The sequence below is a fragment of the Desulfovibrio sp. 6_1_46AFAA genome, assembly GCF_000224635.1.
Classification (GTDB): Bacteria; Desulfobacterota; Desulfovibrionia; order Desulfovibrionales; family Desulfovibrionaceae; genus Desulfovibrio; species Desulfovibrio fairfieldensis.
The window spans coordinates 294,455-310,433 of record NZ_JH114300.1; the positions used below are offsets into that span (position 1 = coordinate 294,455).

Here is a 15,979-nt window from a genome sequence, read left to right on the forward strand (position 1 = left end):
AAATTCATGATTGCCTCTCAACTTCCGCTGTTATAAATTCCGCCGTATTGTCAGATACGGGCGGGACAAAGGGCCTCGGAGGCGGCCAAGGCGACGCGTAAAATTTTTCGCGCGGTTGCACGGTTCCGGCTTCTGTCGTATAGCACGAGCGGGGGATTGTCCCGCATCCTCCGTGGTCCTGCTACTTTTACCCGGCACCCTCAGCGCCTATGGAAGAAATATATGGTCACTCTCTTTTCCCTTGATGACGCCGCCCTGAGCCGCCGCCTGGAGCGTCTTGCCTCCCTGGCCTGGCTGCCCGGAGCCCTGCTGGAAATTGTGGGCGGCACGCTGCGTCTGCAACGGGCGGCTCGCAGCAGCCTGAACCCGCCGGATGCGGCGCGTCTTGCTGTAGCCGGACCCGGGGCCCGGGCCCAGAGCGCGCCCTTGCTGGCCGCCGCTGACTTTCCCTATGATCCTGCTCCGGCCCGTCCGCTCTGGGACGAACTCTGCGTCCTGCTGGCCTCGCTCCGGGGCAGCCCGGCCGAGGCCGTGCAAACCCTGCGCCGGGAAACTGCGGCGGATGAGATGCTGCCCGCCAAAGCCTTCGCGGCCTTCATGCAAAACGATGAAGCCTTTTTCTCCGCCTGGGCCGGCCGCCTGCCGCAGGCCCCGGCCCTGATTCATTTTCTGGCCCAGGCCACCCTGACTCCGCAACTGGCCGCCGTGACCGATGCTCTGGCCACCGCGCGCGACGACCGGCGCGTCTGGGAACACGGGCATTGCCCGCACTGCGGCCGTCCGCCCTTCATGGGCGAACTGCACGGCAAGGAAGGCCTGCGCCGGCATACCTGTTCATTCTGCGGCGCGAGCTACAGAGCGGCCAGGTTGCAATGCCCCTTCTGCCTGGAGCGTGGAGAGGACAAGTTACGCATGTTTACCACCGACAGCCTGCCGTTCTTTGAAGTGCATGTCTGCAAGACCTGTAACAACTACATAAAGCTGGCCGATCTGCGTGAACAGGCCGAAGCCCTGCCGGCGGCCCTGAGTGATCTGGCTTCGCTGCCGCTGGACATGCTGGCCCGGCAGGAGGGCTACAGTCGCCCGACGCCGTCGGCCTGGGGTTTCTGATGCATAGCGCCCGCGGCGGATGGCCGTCCGGCCCGGCCCCTCTGGATGTGCGGGCCCGGCGCTTCCGGCGCGGCCGCTGGGAGGATCTGCCTGAGGTGGCCGCCCGTGAAGAAGCCGTACGCGTGCTTCATCCCGGCGGAAGCGCCGACCTCTGGGCTTGGCCGCATGAGCTGGAGGATCTGGCCTTGGGGCATGTGCTGCTGGACTGCTCCCCATGCGGAACGGCGGTATCCCGCTCTGACCGAGGGCAGGGGAATATCTTGGGGGACAGGCCCGTGCCCCTGCGAGCCGGGCGGGTGGAGCGTCTGGACACGTCAGAGGGACGGCATTGCCTGCGGGTGTGCTTGGAGCTTTCTTCGGCTGATCCCGCTGCCCCTGCCACGACGCCGCGCCTCGGCGCCACCGCTCTGCTGGCGCGGATGAATGATTTTTTTGCCGAACCGGGTCTCTGGGACGGCACAGGTTCGTTCCACCGCGCGGGCTTGTTCCACCCCGAAAAAGGGCTGGTACGGGTGGCCGAAGATATCGGACGCCACAATTGTCTGGACCGCCTGGCCGGATTCTGCGCCCGACAGAACCTTGAACCCGCTGCGCATGCGTTGTTTATCTCCGCCCGGATCACCGGCAGCCTGTATGCCAAGGCCCGGCGGGCGGGCTTCGCGTTGCTGGTCAGCCGGGGCGCGGTGACCGGCGCGGCCCTGACAGCGGCCATGGCCCAGGACATAACTCTGGTGGGCTTTTGCCGCCCTGCGGAGGAACGGTTGACCGTGTTCTGTGACAGTGCCGGGCGGGTGACGGCATGACCAAAACCACCAGGGGCGATGTGGCCGGTGTGGTGCTGGCCGGAGGACTTTCTTCCCGCCTGGGACAGGAAAAGGCCCTCTTGAGGGTGCACGGCCGGGAACAGCCGGATCTGCTGTGCCGCACGCACAACCTTTTGACCGCGCTTTTGCCCCAATGCTGGGTGGCCTGCCGTCCGGGACGCCCGCGTCCGGGCTATGACTGTCTTTATGATCAGGTGGCGGGCCTGGGCCCGTTCAGCGGCGTGCATGCGGCCCTGCGCGGGGCAGCGCAACAGGGGTATGCCGCCGTACTGGCCTTGTCCTGCGATCTGCCTTTCATGGACGACGCCACCTTGCGCCGCCTGCTGGCCGCGCGCGACGCCGCGTCCTCCGACCGCCTGCTCACAACATTCTGCCAGACCGAAACGGGTTTTATCGAGGCGCTCACGGCCATCTATGAAGTGGCGGCGCTGCCCTTGTTCGACAAGGCCCTGGCCCAAGGCGAGCGCAAGTTGAGCCGCATCATTCCCTTGGAACGGCAGGAGCGCATCGCCTACAGCCAGGGCGAAGCCCTGCCATTTTTCAACATCAATTATCCCGCTGACCTGGAGCTGGTGCGCCGCCTGCTGGCCGCAGTCTAGACCGGATTACCTTTGAAACGCTTTGCGTTTCAAAGGTTCATTCAGCCGAAGAACGCGGCCTTCGGCTGAATCCGCTCCGCGCTGCTCTTGATGCTGTATGCCCTTTGGGCTACAGGCACGGCCCTAGGGGCCGCCCGTCGGGTCGGTCTTCGCGGCGCGCCTCACCGTGTTCGGCCTCAGAGCATTTCAAAGTTGAAATGCTCTGAGGCCGCCAGATACGAAAGGAGCCGATGAAAGAAGGTCACGCCATCCTTTCATCGGCCCGGTCTCAGGAATATTGGTAGGCGTATACGATTACGCTCGGGCTCCCGCGGTCTTTTTGGCGTGCTTGATAAAGGTGCCGTCCTCCAGTTCCTGGAAGGCTTCGCGCAGTTCATCCTCGCTGTTCATAACGATGGGGCCGCCCCAGGCCACGGCTTCGTGCAGGGGCTTGCCGGATACCAGTACCAGGCGCGCGCCCTCCGGGCCGCCGGTCAAAGCCACGGCGTCGCCTTCCGTAAAGAGATAGGCATGCTTGGCCGACAGCATGGCGTTGTTTTCCGTAAGCGCGCAGGTGCCTTCCACCAGATAGGCGAAGACCGTATGCGAGGGCTTGGTCTCCACGGTCCAGGTGTAGCCCGGCTTGAGGGTCATATCCAGAAAACGCACATCCACATAGTCGCCCTTGGTTGCGCCTTCCACATTCTTATACCGCCCGGCCACCACAGCCACGGTGCCCGCCTCTTCTTCCACCTTGGGCACCATGTCCACGGTGATGTCGCGGTATTTGGGCTCTACCATCTTGTCCTTGCGGGGCAGGTTGATCCAGAGCTGCAGGCCCAGAATCCTGTCGCTGGCCTGCGGCATTTCCTGGTGCAGAATGCCGCTGCCCGCAGTCATCCACTGGCAGCAGCCGTCCAGAATCTTGCCCGAATTGCCCAGGCTGTCCTTGTGGTCGATCTCGCCCTGGATAAGGTAGGTGAAGGTTTCAATGCCCCGATGTGGGTGCATGGGAAAGCCCTTGATGTAGTCAGCGGGATTGCGGGAGTCGAAAGCGTCCAGCATCAGAAAAGGATCAAAACTTCTTACAGTGGGGGAACCCAAAACGCGGACCAGATGCACACCCGCGCCGTCAATGGCGGGATGGCCGGTAACATCGCTTTTAATAGTGCGGTATTTCATGGTGCGCTCCTTTTCCCGGCCGCTCCATGCGCCGCATGGCGGCGGAAAGGAAATATATATGTAACCGGATCACGCGGCCCTGGGGCAACGTCCCCGGCAAAAAAGGATTGCGCTTCGGAGCCGGAGGAGCGGACGTAACGCTTGCCCGGCAGCGGCAGCGCGGCTGCCGCCAAGCAATCCTAACGGATTGCATATAATTCCGAAAAACAGACTGTCCAGTGGTGGAGCGGCGAGCATAAAAAACTCCCCGGCGGTAACCGGGGAGAATATGAAGACTGTCCGGGCTGGTCGCGCTCAGGGCTTGAGCTTGTCCATCAACTGTCGGATTTCGGCCATCTGGCCGTTGAGCTGCTGGGCGGCGTTGTTGGCGTCGGCAATGACCACGGCCACATCCTTGAGGGTGCTGTCCACCGCTTCCACGGCTTCGTTGATCTGCGCCGACGAAGCGGACTGCTGTTCCGAAGCTGTGGCAATGGCCCGCACCATGTCGGCGGACAGGGCCGTGATTTCCACAATGTCCTTGAGCCGGTCGCCCGAGGTGTTGGCAAGGCCGGTCACTTCCTCAATGCTGACCACGGCGCGGTCCACATGTTCCATATTGCGGCGGGTGCCCTGCTGGATGTTTTCAATGGCGCTGCCCACTTCCGTCGTAGCGTTCATGGTTTTTTCAGCCAGCTTGCGCACCTCGTCGGCTACCACGGCAAAACCGCGCCCGGCATCACCGGCGCGGGCGGCTTCAATGGCCGCATTGAGCGCCAGCAGGTTGGTCTGGTCGGCGATATCCGAGATCACGGTCATGATCTGGTTGATGCTCTGGGCTTCGTCGCTCAGCTTTTCCATGTCCGCGCGCAGAGCCAGAGAGTTTTTCTGCACCAGGTTGATGGAGGAAACCACCTGTCCCACGATGTTCTGGCCGTCCGTGGCCGTAGTGCGCATGTTGTCGGAGCTGGCGGCCGCGTCGCTGGCGTTTTTGGAAATGTCCAGCACGGCCATATTCATTTGTTCCATGGCCGTGAGCGTATCGTGCATGCGTTCCGTTGTTTCGGCGGTGGCCTTGTCGGTTTTCACCAGCACGCTGACCAGTTGCTCGCAGGCCGCATTGGCCGCTTGCAGCAGATCCAGCACCGAGGCGGCCACGCCGCGCATGGTTTCGCTGTTGCGCTTGATGGCTTCCTGCTGCTCAAAAGTTGTAGTGGTGTCCAGCAGGATCAGAATGGCATGCGACAAGCGGCCCTTGTCGTCGCGCATGGGCTTGGTGAAAACGTCCGCATGCATGGGTTTGCCTGTTTTCCGCTCGACAACGAAGTCCATGCTGGCCGCTTCTCCGCTTTCCAGGCAACGAGTGATGGAAGTGGCGCGTGCCTCGTCATTGTAGTAAAATTTGCCGGACGTCATGCCGATGAAGCCTTCCATCTTTCCCGGATGGCCAAAGGTGCTCAGCATGGGGGCATTGGCGAAAGCCAGTTTGTTTTCCGTGTCGAACACGGCGCAGGGCACGGGCAGGGTGTCCAGTACGCCGCGCGAAAAGGCGAGTTGGCCTTCGAGCTTGTCCAGCATGCCATTGAGGGCTTCGGACAACGTACCGATTTCATTGTTCGAATGTGTTTCAATACGCGACGCGTAGTCGCCGGCCATGACTTTTTGGGCAAAATCGGAAAGGCGCTCCAGTGGCCGGCAGATGCCCCTGCGGGCGTAGACGGCTGAGATCAGACTGAGCAGCAGGGTCAGGACCAGAGCGAAACAGAGGAAGAGGCCGTTACGATCGACACGCTCGACGCTGCTGTCCACCTGGGCGCTGGTGCGCTTTTCCAATGCGGCGAAAAACTCATTGAGCGGGGCCATGATTTTTTCGGTTTCCGCATTATAGGCCGGACCAAAGACCAGTTCACGGGCCCGTTCCATATTGGGTTCGCCCTTGATCGTGTAGTCGCCCTTGGCGTCTTTGTAGATGCCTTTGACGGCGTTCATGGCTTCGGTTTCCAGGGCGATCAGCGCGTCGGAAAGCTGGTTGCCTTTTTCCACCAGAGCGAATTCACCGGCGGTGACTCCGTACTGCTTCATCAGGTCGGTAAGCGCGATTTTCTGGCCCGGGGCCACGTCGCGGCTGGCCGCGCGGGGCGTTTTGCCCGCCCGCTCGTCCACAATGCCGAAATAGATTTTTTCATACCTGCTGTCCCCGGTGGCGGCGTATTGGCGGACATTGCTGGTGAGCTGCTTGGAGGACTCCATCAGTTCACCGGCAAGCTGAACGGCGATTTCCTTGTTGCGCGCGAGATCCAGATTATTTTGAATGGCGTAATACAGCTGGAAGACAAAATAACCCACAAGGCATGTCAGGATAATAATCCCAGCGTTTATGGCGGATGAGGCCTTGCTGATGCTCATGCAGTGCTCCTGAGGCAGAGGTAGTTTTTATCACGAACGTTCGTGTTTGCCTGATTAATCGCCAGAAATCAGAAAAGTTTTAGGGCAAAATCCTTGTCAATCGGCGATTTTTAATGATTACGGGAAAAAAGAGCTTCGTGTTTCCTTGCCATGGCGGGACTTGACGCGCAAGCCCCAGGCGGACAAAAAGGCGTAGTATATTCATCATGGGAGGCCGAGTTTGAAAACCATGCTGCACCATGCCGCCGTTGCGGCTTTGTTCCTAGCTCTGTCGGTCGCCTTGCCTTGCCTGGCGGCGGAGGAGAGCGGCGTGCCGCAAACCCCGGCCTTGCCTCCGGCCGCTGATGACGGCAGCGCGACAACGGCTGCGCCGCCCTTGTCCGTTGAGCGGGAAGCGGGCAAACTGCCGCCCTTGGCGGAAATGATCACCTCGCCCTTCGGGCGGCGGCGTATGCCCGGTTGGCTGAGTCGGCGCGGCATGGTGATGCGCGAGCATTCCGGCCTGGATATCCGTGCCCGGCTGGGCTGGCCTGTGGTGGCTTTTGACGGCGGCATGGTCAGCCATGCCGGGCCACACGGCCTTTCCGGCATAGTGGTGGAAATCCGGCAGGATGACGGCATGACCGCGCGCTATGCCCATCTGCAAAAGGTCCTGGTCCCTGCGGGACAACGGGTACGGCGCGGCGAAGCCGTGGGCTTGGTGGGCTGTACCGGCAGAACCACGGGCGCGCATCTGCATTTCGGCCTGCAAAACGCCAAGGGGGAGCTGGTGGACCCCCTGCCGTATCTGCGCAGCGCCGAGCAGTTGTTGCGGCCCGTGCCCGAGCAGGTTCCCGCTGAACTCACGCCGCAGCAGTGCGGCCCGGTGATCCGGGGCCGTAACGGACGACCCGCGCGCATGGGCGACCTTAAGGCCCTGGAGAATTACAGCCCGCCACCCCTCCCCGCCTGGGACGAAGGGCGGTAGCGGCATCCGGCGCATCCGGCCGCCTGCCTGAAATTTAGTCTCCTTTTTCTTTACGCCTGTTTTGCCGTCCCTCGCCGTTCCCGTGCGCGGGGCGGCGTTTCTGTTGTTTCCGCGCGCCGCAACACAGGCGTCAGCCATAGAGCATTTACCATTTGCCCTGAGCGCCGGACTTCGTAAAATCTCTTTCTGGCCCGGACATTGCATATCTACTTAACGTTTGGCCGGCTATGCCGGACAAAGGGCTTTTGTTGGACAGGTTGAACAAGGCGGTTCGCGCCCACATTCTTGGAAAATGGCGTTGTGGGCCGCCGCGGACCGCTTCACGCAGGCCATATGGACCGTTTTGCGCAACCTGTTGTTCTGTATAATTGTTATACAGGTGGCAATAATTTTTACAGCCGCCTGTATAGACCAAACAATAAGGATACAAACATGACCACTCTTGGTACGAGATACCCCACTTTGGCGTTCATTTCCGGCGGCGTTGGCGAAGCGGAAGACGGCATCCCGCCGCAGCCCTTTGAAACCTTCTGCTATGATTCCGCCCTGTTGCAGGCGAAAATTGAAAATTTCAACGTCATCCCCTATACCTCTGTTCTCCCCAAGGAACTCTACGGCAACATCCTGCCCGTGGACAAAGTGGAAAAGAACTTCAAGCACGGCGCCGTGCTGGAAGTGATCATGGCCGCCAACGGCGCCCGCATTGAGGATCACCGCGCCATCGCCACCGGTCTCGGCATCTGCTGGGGCAAAAAGGACGGCAAGCTCATCGGCGGCTGGGCCGCTGAATACGTGGAATACTTCCCCACCTGGATCGACGACGACATCGCCAAATCCCACGCCGAAATGTGGCTGAATAAATCCCTCAACCATGAACTGACCCTGCGCGGCGTGGAAAAGCACAGCGAATTCCAGTTCTGGCACAACTATCTGAACATCACCAAGCCCTACGGCTACTGCCTGACGGTCATGGGCTTCCTCAACTTTGAATTTGCCGATCCCGTTGTGGTGAAAAACTAGGAAAACCGCTCCGGCCTGTCCGTGAGCCTTTGTGCGCCCGGCCCGCGACGGATTGTTAGCGTGGGCCGGGCGTTTGTTTTAGGAATTTTTGCCGCTGCCGGGCGGCACGGTTCCGACGCAGACCCGATCCGGACTTTGTTCCGCCCGGTCGGCCTTTAAGTAAATTATTTCCATGAAGCCACGCCGGCACAAGGGCGAGGTTTAACATATAGAGGATAGAGCAATGGCGCAAAGCACAACCAAAAAACTCGGGGTCGTGGCGCTGGCCAGCGTGGTGGTCAGCTCCATGGTCGGCGGGGGCATTTACAGCCTGCCGCAGAATATGGCCGCCGCCGCTTCCGTGGGCGCGGTACTCATTGCCTGGGTGATCACAGGCCTGGGCATGTATTTTCTGGCCAATTCCTTCCGTATTCTTTCGGATATCCGCCCGGACCTCAAAGCGGGCATTTATATGTACGGGCGCGAAGGTTTCGGCCCCTTTGTGGGCTTCCTCATCGCCTGGGGTTACTGGCTTTGCCAGATCTTCGGCAATGTGGGCTACGCCGTCATTACCATGGACGCCCTGAATTACTTTTTCCCGCCGTATTTCCAGGGCGGCAATACCATCCAGTCCATTATCGGCGGTTCCATTCTGATCTGGATGTTCAACTTCGTCGTGCTGCGCGGCACGCATCAGGCCGCCATCATCAACACCATCGGCACCATCGGCAAGCTGATCCCGCTGTTTATCTTTATTATCGTGATGGTGTTCATGTTCAATATCGACAAGTTTGATTTCGACTTCTTCGGCAAGCTGGCCGTGGACAACGGCCACCACCTCGGCGGCCTGGGCGCGCAGGTCAAGAGCACCATGCTGGTGACCCTTTGGGCCTTTATCGGCATTGAGGGCGCGGTAGTGCTGTCCGACAAGGCCAGGACCCCGAATGACGTGGGCAAGGCCACGGTTATGGGCTTTCTGGGCTGCCTGGTGGTCTACGTTCTGCTGTCCGTGCTGCCGTACGGCTTCATGACCCAGGCGGAACTTTCCGCCGTGCCTACGCCGTCCACCGCCGGTGTGCTGGAGCGCGCCGTGGGCCCGTGGGGCAGCTGGCTGATGAACGTGGGCCTGATCATCGCCGTGCTGGCCAGTTGGCTGGCCTGGACCCTGATCACCGCTGAAATGCCATATGCCGCGTCCAAGAACGGCACCTTCCCCCGCCAGTTCAGCAAGGAAAACGCGGCCGGGGCGCCGTCCGTGTCCCTGTGGGTCACCAGCCTGCTGATGCAGCTGGCGCTTCTGCTGGTTTATTTCTCCAACAACGCCTGGAGCATGATGCTGAGCATCACCGGCGTGATGGTGCTGCCCGCTTACCTGATTTCCATGCTCTTCCTCTGGAAGACCTGCGAGGATGGGCAATACCCCCAGAAGGCCCCCACCGGGCGCGCCGCGGCCCTGGCCTGCGCCGCGCTGGGCACGCTGTACGGCTTCTGGCTGATCTACGCCGCCGGTCTGCACTATATGCTGATGGCCATGGTGCTGATCGCCCTGGGCATTCCCGTATACATCTGGAGCCGCAAGCAGCATCCGGATCAGACGCCGCTGTTCAAGAACTATGAAAAGGTCATTCTGGTGCTGCTGGTACTGGCGGCGCTGGTCGCGATCTATCTGTTCGCGCGCGGCATCATCACGTTGTAACCTCTTGCCTGGAACGGAGACGTTCCCAGAAGGAGTGCCATATATGTCAATAAAATGGAAACAAATCGGCGGATTCGCCATAGCGGCCTTTCTGTTCGTGGCCGTGCAGTCCCAGGCCGCCCAGGAAGACAGGGCGGCGGAAGGCCAAAAGCTGTACGACGACCTCTGCGCCATCTGCCATACGGAAAAACCCGCCAAGATGATGGGCCAGCCCGTGGATGGCCTGGTCGCCAAGATGAACAAGGTGAAAAGTCTGACTCCGCCGCCCAATGAGAAGGTGGAGCAGATGCAGGAAGCGCTGAAGCCGCTCTCCGATCAGGATCTCAAGGATATCGCCGTGTATCTGAACGGCCTGAAATAGCCGTTTGACGAAATAACTCATAGAGAGCAGCCCGGAAAACAGCGTCAATCGCGATTTTCCGGGCTGCTTTTGTTTGCTGCGGAACGTGGTTGTTGCGTGCTTATGACGACATCCGCGCCGCGATTGCGGTTGCGCCTACGCGGATGGAGACAGAAACCGTTCCGCTTCCACCACGGCGATGCGCCGGACCAGCTCGTCCGCCAGCGCGCGTGAGGACAGCCGTTGCAGGGCCTCATAGTCTTTTTGGCGTTCCCACGCCGTTTCTCCGTCCTCGTAAACATCCTCCGTCTGTCGCCGGAACCGGCAGGGACCGGCCCCGCTCAGAATCCATTCCGGATTGACGTTTGCCACACGCAGCAAGGTCAACAGCCATTCCGCCGGGATCATGCCCGTGCGCTTGGCATTGGTTACGGCGGAACGGCGCACGCCCAGATAAGCGGCAAGCCCGCTCTGGTTGTGCGTGCCGCTAATCTGGTGGATACGTTTAAGTTGTTCGGTAAATTGGGAGGAATTTTCTGCGTATATCATTACTTCACTACCAGATAACTGATTAATTTATTTTGATAATTGTGCCTTTACATCTACCGGTCAAAAATTATTTTCTGACCTGGCTTACCTTATTGCGGGTCTGAAAAGCGCCTTCGTTGTATCGATGATCTATTAGAGAATAAGATAAGCTATGTTTTGATTTATAAATCAAAATCTTGGCTTGGTAAAGATATATGGTTCATGTTGTGCCCTACAAAAGAAAGTTACCCTTCCTCTCCGGAGGGCGGCATGAACGATAATAGCTTAATTTTGCTTGGAAAACGAATCAGGGAATTGCGAGTAAAACACGGATTGTCGCAGGAAAAACTTTCCGAACTGTCCGGCATCAGCTCTCGCCATATCAGTGAAATGGAACGGGGAGAATCGAATCCGAGTTTTCAGGTCATGGAACAGCTCACTTTCGCCCTTGGCGTCTCAATGAAAGAATTTTTTGACTTTGAACACCATGCGGATGACGAGGCAATCCGTGACGAATTGTGTCGAATGCTTGTCGGGTTTTCGCGTCCCAATCTGCAATTGGCCTACAAGTTGCTGCGAGAGCTGTCTGACGGCTGACTCCGTATTGTGCCGCATCTCAATAGGCGGAACCTATTATCATCCACCCCCGCGACTGCCCCAAAGAGGGCGTCAGCTCCCGCACGGTTTCCCTCGTTCCTTTCCTAGCTTCGTTTCTGGCATGGCGACCGACACCGGCGGCACTCCGCCGGGATGGTGCTCATGCTTTTGGGCGTTGACCACGCAGAGCGGCGCGCGCCTAGATAACTATTAGTCAGAGGGGCGACCAACTATTGCTAGCCAATCGACCTACTATAGTCGGTCGAGTTTGTAAATAGGCATTGTATGTGGGAGGTATGAAACCCAAATTCGACGAAGATAACCTGGCAAAAACCTTCATGCCTGCGGTGCTCAGACGGTATCGGGATGCGGCCGGACTTTCCCAGCGGCAGCTCGCCGACAGAGTGGGCATAACCAAGAGCTATGTCTCTTCTTTGGAGCTCGGATACCGCGCGCCTAATCTCAATCTGCTTATCAAGATCGCGCGGTCGCTGGAAGTGCGCCCCGGCGAGCTGTTGGATGCACTGGTTGATGAGGCTGAAAAAAATTAGCGTGACATGGGTATATCGGCATGGGGAGTATGCAACGACGGGAGATAGGTAACCATGCCGGAATACTGCAAAGCTGACGCTGAGATTTTGAAACAGTTTGGCGCGGCTCTTGGAGCCAAACGAGAGGCATTGCATATTTCGCAAGAAAAGTTGGCGGAGAGGGCGGGCCTCCATCGAACATATATTGGAGGTGTCGAGCAAGGACGCAGGAATCTGAGCCTTCTGAATATTGTAAAGATTGCCACGGCCCTTGGCGTAAATCCCGAGGAATTTTTTATTGACTGCGACTGTATGAAAAAAATGTGATTCTCGTGATGGTATGTGAGGTTAACGAGATTTACAAAAATGAGTGTGAAGTCAGTTTTTACCAAAGAATATGCCGTAATGCTGGATGTGCTGATCCAAGCAAGAAAAAGCCAAGGATTCAGCCAACAATATGTTGCGGATCGCTTGGGCAAGCCGCAATCGTTCGTGTCGAAATATGAAAACGGTGAACGGCGGCTGGATATCCTGGAGTTTTTTGCTATTGCCGAGGCTTTGCAAAAAGATCCTGTTTAGTTGCTGAAAAAGACCGGATTACTTTAATCTTACGCCACGCTGCCCCATTTTTTGTGTCTGTCTAGAGCGGATTTGCTTTGAAATTGGCACAATTTCAAAGCTGACGCTGCCCTCAACCTGCGGCGGGAACATGGTCCCGCCTTGGCTTCAGGCGCGGGCGTCCGCTCACGCGGCCGCCAGAGCATTTCAACATTTTCAAAGTTGAAATGCTCTAAAGGGATAAAGAGCAAAAGGCGGCCCCGAAAATTTTCCGGGACCGCCTTCATGCTACGCAGTTGGAATCCGCTTTACATGCATCAAGTTATAATCAGCCAGGACGGAACCGGTTTTGCTCAACATTCCCAGCGAGCGCGACAACAGCTCTCCAATCTGGTAAAGAGTGAAGTTGGTTATCCTGGTGTCGGCGTCATAGCCCTTCATAAGAAAGACCGTGGCGAAAAGGTCGTTGTAAATGGCGTCCAGGGCGGCGGCGATATTCTCGGCCTTATATCGGTCAAGAAGCTCGCCTTCTTCCGTGAGGGCATACGGCGGCAAGTGGTATTGCCGGTATTCTCCCGGCTTACATCCGTGCTCGACGAGCTCCGCGTCGTCTTCCGTTTTTGATGAATCCTTTTCAGCGCTCGTGGAACGGCAAAAGGCCAGCATTGCTTCCGCCGTTTCTTGTAGTTTGCCCGCCAGGACTAAAAATGCATCAAAAGGGAACTCGCAACGGCTGAAATTGGTTGCATCGGACATAAGAACTCCAATGATCTAGTAGTGGGGCATTTGGAAATGAGAAATGCCGGGACTCAACTACGCTCATTGGAAGCGCTGCTCTTATTTCCCTCACGGGTATTGTATTAGGAGCTATTGACCCGGCAATATATGCTGTTTGGACAAAAACCAAAAAGAAACCCAGCACAACGCCGGGCAGAGCACACCGAATTTATCCAGCGGTGTGGACGCTGCCAATGAAAGTAGTGCCAGGAGATTAGTCTAGGATGTCTAGGAAAGTCAAGGTGCGGCTTTATAGCATGATATTTAGCTAGTTAGTTATAATTCCATTGTCATAAAGGTCTTGGAGATCTTTAATTTTTTGTGAAAGTCCAGTCAGGCTCACTGGATGTTCAACCACACTTCTAAATAAAGAGTATATTCCTGAAACATAGTTTTGTACATTTTCAGAAAACAAATTTGAAATTGCAATAGCTTTTCCAAGCGCTTATAGCGGCAACTAGAGCTAGAATTGCATTTATTATTTCCATAATATCCACGATTTCTCGTCGCGGCAGGGGACAGATTAACCAATGCGGGCTGAACGGCCTCTAATAAAAAAAAGACTTACGGCATACACCGTAAGTCCTAAATTTTGGTCGGGATGAAAGGATTTGAACCTTCGACCCCTTGAACCCCATTCAAGTGCGCTCCCAGACTGCGCTACATCCCGACGCAAGAGAAGTAACTACGCGGCAAGGCCCTTTCTGTCAAGAATTTTTTGTTTTTTAATCTTCGCGCCGCAGCACCAGAGCCACCAACGGCGGCAGGTATAGGGTCACGTCCTGTTCACGGCGGTCGGGCAGGGGCGTGGTGAAATGTTCCACCGGCGGGCGCGTCACGCTCAGGTTGCCGTGACCGGCAAAGCGTGCTTCGTCGGAGGAGAGCAGCTCCACATACTTGCCCGGCGTCACGGCAAAGGTCAGGTCCTGCCTGGCCTCCAGCTCATGGAAGTTGAAGGCGAAGAGCAGCCGCCCGCGTTCAAAGGCCAGCAGGCGTTCTTCCTCATGGATGAAGCGGAACAGCGGAGCCTGCTGGAAATCCTCCATGTGCGCGGCCGCCAGATCCCACAACTGGGCCTTGTCCCAGGCCGCCAGGCCCGCATATTTGAGGTCGGGCCGGTCCGCCAGATACCACTGGCGGTGGGCGTGGGCCTCGGCGTCCAGCCATTCCGGATGCCCGAACTCATTGCCCATGAAGTTGAGATAGCCCGCGTCCGCCGTGGCCAGGGTGATCAGCCGCATCAGGCGGTAAAAGGCCAGCCCGCGCGAAACATTCCAGCTCTCCGTGCCCACGGACATATAGTGGTACATATCGTCGCCCAGCAGCCGCCAGATCATGGCGTCATCGCCGTTGATGCACTGGTCGTGGCATTCCACATAGCTGATGGTGCGGTCATAGGGGCGGTGATTGGTCATCTCGTACCACAGGCTGCCCATGTCGCGCGGGGCCTCAATGCACTTTTCCCAGTAGTCGGGAATGCCCATGGCAAAGCGGTAGTCAAAGCCCAGGCCGCCTTCCTGCGGCGGGCAGGTCAGGCCGGGCATGCCGGAAAATTCCTCGGCAATGGTCACGGCCTGGGGCCGCAGTTCGTGGGTCAGGGCGTTGGCAAGGCAGAGATAGAGCTCGCCGTCCTCATCCGCGCGCGGCTCGCCGTCCTTGCCGTAAAAGCAGCGCCCCACATGCGAAAAATCATCGTCCACGCCGTGGTCGCGGTAGAGCATATTGCCCACCGCGTCAAAGCGGAAACCGTCCACGCGGAATTCCTCCAGCCAGTAACGGCAGTTGGAGAGCAGAAAGCGCCGCGTCATCTCCCGGCTGTAATCAAAGGAGGGCGTGCCCCACTGATTGAATTTTTCGCTGAAAAAATACCGGCTGCCGTCATAGCGGGCCAGGCCCTGCTCCGTATTTGGGCAGGCATGGCCGTGGGTGATATCCAGAATCACGGCCAGGCCCAAGCCGTGCGCCGTATCCACCAGGGCCTTGAACTGGTCCGGCGTGCCGTAGCGCGAGCTGGGCGCGAAATAGCTGCTGACCTGATAGCCGAAAGAGCGGTACAGGGGATGCTCCAGAATGCCCATAAGCTGCACGGCGGTATAGCCGTCGGCCTTGATCCGGGGCAGAACGGAACCGCTGAACTCGTCGTAGCTGCCCACGCTTTCGCCGTGATGGGTCAGGGAGGACTGGGCCATGCCCACATGGGCCTCATAGATACGGGGAAAGACCGGCGCACCGGGGCGGCGGTGGCGGAAGCGGTAAGGCTGCCCGGGCGTCCAGAGCCGCGCGCACCATTGGGTGGGCACAACTTTGTCCTGCTCCACCCAGTGGGCAAAGGCGGGCACGCGGCGCAACGGCGGCGTGCCGGACTTAACTGCGGGCAGGCCCGGCTGGTCCGGCTGATTCCACGCCGCGAGGGGCAGCACGCGCAGTTCCAGGTAGTCGCCGTGCGCGAGCGCCTCAAGCGGCAGGGTCAGCTCAAAGATGCCGTTCTGCTTGCGCTGGAAACGATGGCTGGCATGGCGCTGAAAATTCAGTTTGTCCGTGGTCAGCCAGACGGCTTCGGCCTGGGGCATATATTCGCGCCAGCGCCAGCGGGTTTCGCCCTTGGCATTGTTGACGCGGTGCAGGCCCAGGCTGGTGTGCAGATTGGCATAGGCGCGCAATGAGCCGTATTGCGTGGTGATGCGCAGCAGCTCGTCCGTGAAACGGCGGCTGCGGCGCAGCAGAAAAGCCCGGTACGGTTCCAGGGCCGGGTCTTCCAGGGGATTCTGAGGCGGGAGAATAGGCATGGCGGCCTCACAAAGACGTCTGTCAGCGTGGTTGCAGCCCGACAGCAGCGGGGCTCAGGCGCGGCATGCGGCGGCCCCGGCCGACGTCCGCATCATGCCGGGACGTCAGCCGGGATGGGCAA

16 protein-coding genes and 1 tRNA gene are annotated in these 15,979 nt (G+C 58.6%); 11 read left to right on the top strand and 6 right to left on the bottom strand.

Translation table 11 applies throughout. From position 1 onward, the window contains the following. The first annotated feature begins 222 nt into the window (after positions 1-222). Genes HMPREF1022_RS01160 through HMPREF1022_RS01170 form a run of 3 tightly spaced genes read left to right on the top strand, consistent with a single transcriptional unit; the run spans position 223 to position 2,533 of the window. Positions 223-1,110, top strand: coding sequence for a formate dehydrogenase accessory protein FdhE (locus HMPREF1022_RS01160; protein ID WP_008683807.1), 888 nt, complete (start codon positions 223-225; stop codon positions 1,108-1,110). Further along, complete coding sequence (locus HMPREF1022_RS01165) at positions 1,110-1,913, top strand: formate dehydrogenase accessory sulfurtransferase FdhD (protein WP_009301534.1); 804 nt, start codon at positions 1,110-1,112, stop codon at positions 1,911-1,913. The genes HMPREF1022_RS01160 and HMPREF1022_RS01165 overlap by 1 nt, the downstream gene beginning before the upstream one ends. After that, positions 1,910-2,533 (top strand): molybdenum cofactor guanylyltransferase, encoded by a 624-nt coding sequence (locus HMPREF1022_RS01170; RefSeq protein ID WP_008683810.1) that lies wholly within the window; start codon positions 1,910-1,912, stop codon positions 2,531-2,533. Before HMPREF1022_RS01165 ends, HMPREF1022_RS01170 begins: the two co-directional genes overlap by 4 nt. Positions 2,534-2,827: 294 nt before the next feature. On the opposite strand, the gene HMPREF1022_RS01175 is transcribed toward HMPREF1022_RS01170, so the two are convergent. Both HMPREF1022_RS01175 and HMPREF1022_RS01180 read right to left on the bottom strand, forming a co-directional pair. Next, on the bottom strand, positions 2,828-3,694 hold the full coding sequence (locus HMPREF1022_RS01175) for a pirin family protein (RefSeq protein WP_009301535.1): 867 nt from the start codon (positions 3,692-3,694) through the stop codon (positions 2,828-2,830). 294 nt (positions 3,695-3,988) lie between these two features. Then, positions 3,989-6,079 carry a methyl-accepting chemotaxis protein gene (locus tag HMPREF1022_RS01180; RefSeq protein WP_008683814.1) on the bottom strand — a complete coding sequence of 697 codons (2,091 nt, stop codon included), beginning with the start codon at positions 6,077-6,079 and terminating at the stop codon, positions 3,989-3,991. Between the two features lie 229 nt (positions 6,080-6,308). On the opposite strand from HMPREF1022_RS01180, the gene HMPREF1022_RS01185 reads away from it, so the two are divergent. The 4 genes from HMPREF1022_RS01185 to HMPREF1022_RS01200 all read left to right on the top strand — a co-directional run bounded on the left by HMPREF1022_RS01185 (position 6,309) and on the right by HMPREF1022_RS01200 (position 10,102). Next, positions 6,309-7,046 (top strand): M23 family metallopeptidase, encoded by a 738-nt coding sequence (locus HMPREF1022_RS01185; protein ID WP_009301536.1) that lies wholly within the window; start codon positions 6,309-6,311, stop codon positions 7,044-7,046. A gap of 432 nt (positions 7,047-7,478) precedes the next feature. Then, positions 7,479-8,066 (top strand): pyruvoyl-dependent arginine decarboxylase, encoded by a 588-nt coding sequence (locus HMPREF1022_RS01190; protein WP_008683816.1) that lies wholly within the window; start codon positions 7,479-7,481, stop codon positions 8,064-8,066. A 223-nt stretch (positions 8,067-8,289) separates the two neighbouring features. After that, positions 8,290-9,741: an amino acid permease gene (locus HMPREF1022_RS01195; protein WP_008683817.1), complete on the top strand. Its 1,452-nt coding sequence runs from the start codon at positions 8,290-8,292 to the stop codon at positions 9,739-9,741. Between the two features lie 43 nt (positions 9,742-9,784). Next, complete coding sequence (locus HMPREF1022_RS01200) at positions 9,785-10,102, top strand: c-type cytochrome (RefSeq protein WP_008683818.1); 318 nt, start codon at positions 9,785-9,787, stop codon at positions 10,100-10,102. A gap of 135 nt (positions 10,103-10,237) precedes the next feature. Here HMPREF1022_RS01200 and HMPREF1022_RS01205 read toward each other — a convergent pair whose 3' ends face one another. Next, on the bottom strand, positions 10,238-10,630 hold the full coding sequence (locus HMPREF1022_RS01205; protein WP_008683819.1) for a helix-turn-helix domain-containing protein: 393 nt from the start codon (positions 10,628-10,630) through the stop codon (positions 10,238-10,240). Between the two features lie 249 nt (positions 10,631-10,879). Between HMPREF1022_RS01205 and HMPREF1022_RS01210 the strand changes: the two genes are divergently transcribed. From HMPREF1022_RS01210 to HMPREF1022_RS01225, 4 genes are all read left to right on the top strand, one after another. Continuing rightward, on the top strand, positions 10,880-11,206 hold the full coding sequence (locus tag HMPREF1022_RS01210; protein ID WP_008683820.1) for a helix-turn-helix domain-containing protein: 327 nt from the start codon (positions 10,880-10,882) through the stop codon (positions 11,204-11,206). A gap of 296 nt (positions 11,207-11,502) precedes the next feature. Next, entirely contained in the window at positions 11,503-11,757 is a 255-nt protein-coding gene (locus tag HMPREF1022_RS01215; protein WP_009301537.1) for a helix-turn-helix domain-containing protein, read from the top strand. Positions 11,758-11,811: 54 nt separating this feature from the next. Then, positions 11,812-12,063 (top strand): helix-turn-helix domain-containing protein, encoded by a 252-nt coding sequence (locus HMPREF1022_RS01220; RefSeq protein ID WP_008683823.1) that lies wholly within the window; start codon positions 11,812-11,814, stop codon positions 12,061-12,063. 78 nt (positions 12,064-12,141) lie between these two features. Further along, positions 12,142-12,315, top strand: coding sequence for a helix-turn-helix domain-containing protein (locus HMPREF1022_RS01225; RefSeq protein ID WP_232221520.1), 174 nt, complete (start codon positions 12,142-12,144; stop codon positions 12,313-12,315). Between the two features lie 267 nt (positions 12,316-12,582). Here the strand turns inward: HMPREF1022_RS01225 and HMPREF1022_RS01230 are convergent, their stop codons facing one another. The 3 genes from HMPREF1022_RS01230 to HMPREF1022_RS01240 form a co-directional block, all read right to left on the bottom strand. After that, positions 12,583-13,050 carry a hypothetical protein gene (locus tag HMPREF1022_RS01230; RefSeq protein ID WP_008683829.1) on the bottom strand — a complete coding sequence of 156 codons (468 nt, stop codon included), beginning with the start codon at positions 13,048-13,050 and terminating at the stop codon, positions 12,583-12,585. Positions 13,051-13,664: 614 nt separating this feature from the next. After that, positions 13,665-13,741 (bottom strand) — tRNA-Pro (locus tag HMPREF1022_RS01235). A 55-nt stretch (positions 13,742-13,796) separates the two neighbouring features. Next, on the bottom strand, positions 13,797-15,857 hold the full coding sequence (locus HMPREF1022_RS01240) for an alpha amylase C-terminal domain-containing protein (RefSeq protein ID WP_009301538.1): 2,061 nt from the start codon (positions 15,855-15,857) through the stop codon (positions 13,797-13,799). Between the last annotated feature and the right edge of the window lie 122 nt (positions 15,858-15,979).

Coding starts and splice junctions, on each gene's coding strand:
- HMPREF1022_RS01160 (WP_008683807.1), top strand. CDS start 223: ATGGTCACTCTCTTTTCCCTTGATGACGCCGCCCTGAGCCGCCGCCTG.
- HMPREF1022_RS01165 (WP_009301534.1), top strand. CDS start 1,110: ATGCATAGCGCCCGCGGCGGATGGCCGTCCGGCCCGGCCCCTCTGGAT.
- HMPREF1022_RS01170 (WP_008683810.1), top strand. CDS start 1,910: ATGACCAAAACCACCAGGGGCGATGTGGCCGGTGTGGTGCTGGCCGGA.
- HMPREF1022_RS01175 (WP_009301535.1), bottom strand. CDS start 3,694: ATGAAATACCGCACTATTAAAAGCGATGTTACCGGCCATCCCGCCATT.
- HMPREF1022_RS01180 (WP_008683814.1), bottom strand. CDS start 6,079: ATGAGCATCAGCAAGGCCTCATCCGCCATAAACGCTGGGATTATTATC.
- HMPREF1022_RS01185 (WP_009301536.1), top strand. CDS start 6,309: ATGCTGCACCATGCCGCCGTTGCGGCTTTGTTCCTAGCTCTGTCGGTC.
- HMPREF1022_RS01190 (WP_008683816.1), top strand. CDS start 7,479: ATGACCACTCTTGGTACGAGATACCCCACTTTGGCGTTCATTTCCGGC.
- HMPREF1022_RS01195 (WP_008683817.1), top strand. CDS start 8,290: ATGGCGCAAAGCACAACCAAAAAACTCGGGGTCGTGGCGCTGGCCAGC.
- HMPREF1022_RS01200 (WP_008683818.1), top strand. CDS start 9,785: ATGTCAATAAAATGGAAACAAATCGGCGGATTCGCCATAGCGGCCTTT.
- HMPREF1022_RS01205 (WP_008683819.1), bottom strand. CDS start 10,630: ATGATATACGCAGAAAATTCCTCCCAATTTACCGAACAACTTAAACGT.
- HMPREF1022_RS01210 (WP_008683820.1), top strand. CDS start 10,880: ATGAACGATAATAGCTTAATTTTGCTTGGAAAACGAATCAGGGAATTG.
- HMPREF1022_RS01215 (WP_009301537.1), top strand. CDS start 11,503: ATGAAACCCAAATTCGACGAAGATAACCTGGCAAAAACCTTCATGCCT.
- HMPREF1022_RS01220 (WP_008683823.1), top strand. CDS start 11,812: ATGCCGGAATACTGCAAAGCTGACGCTGAGATTTTGAAACAGTTTGGC.
- HMPREF1022_RS01225 (WP_232221520.1), top strand. CDS start 12,142: ATGCTGGATGTGCTGATCCAAGCAAGAAAAAGCCAAGGATTCAGCCAA.
- HMPREF1022_RS01230 (WP_008683829.1), bottom strand. CDS start 13,050: ATGTCCGATGCAACCAATTTCAGCCGTTGCGAGTTCCCTTTTGATGCA.
- HMPREF1022_RS01240 (WP_009301538.1), bottom strand. CDS start 15,857: ATGCCTATTCTCCCGCCTCAGAATCCCCTGGAAGACCCGGCCCTGGAA.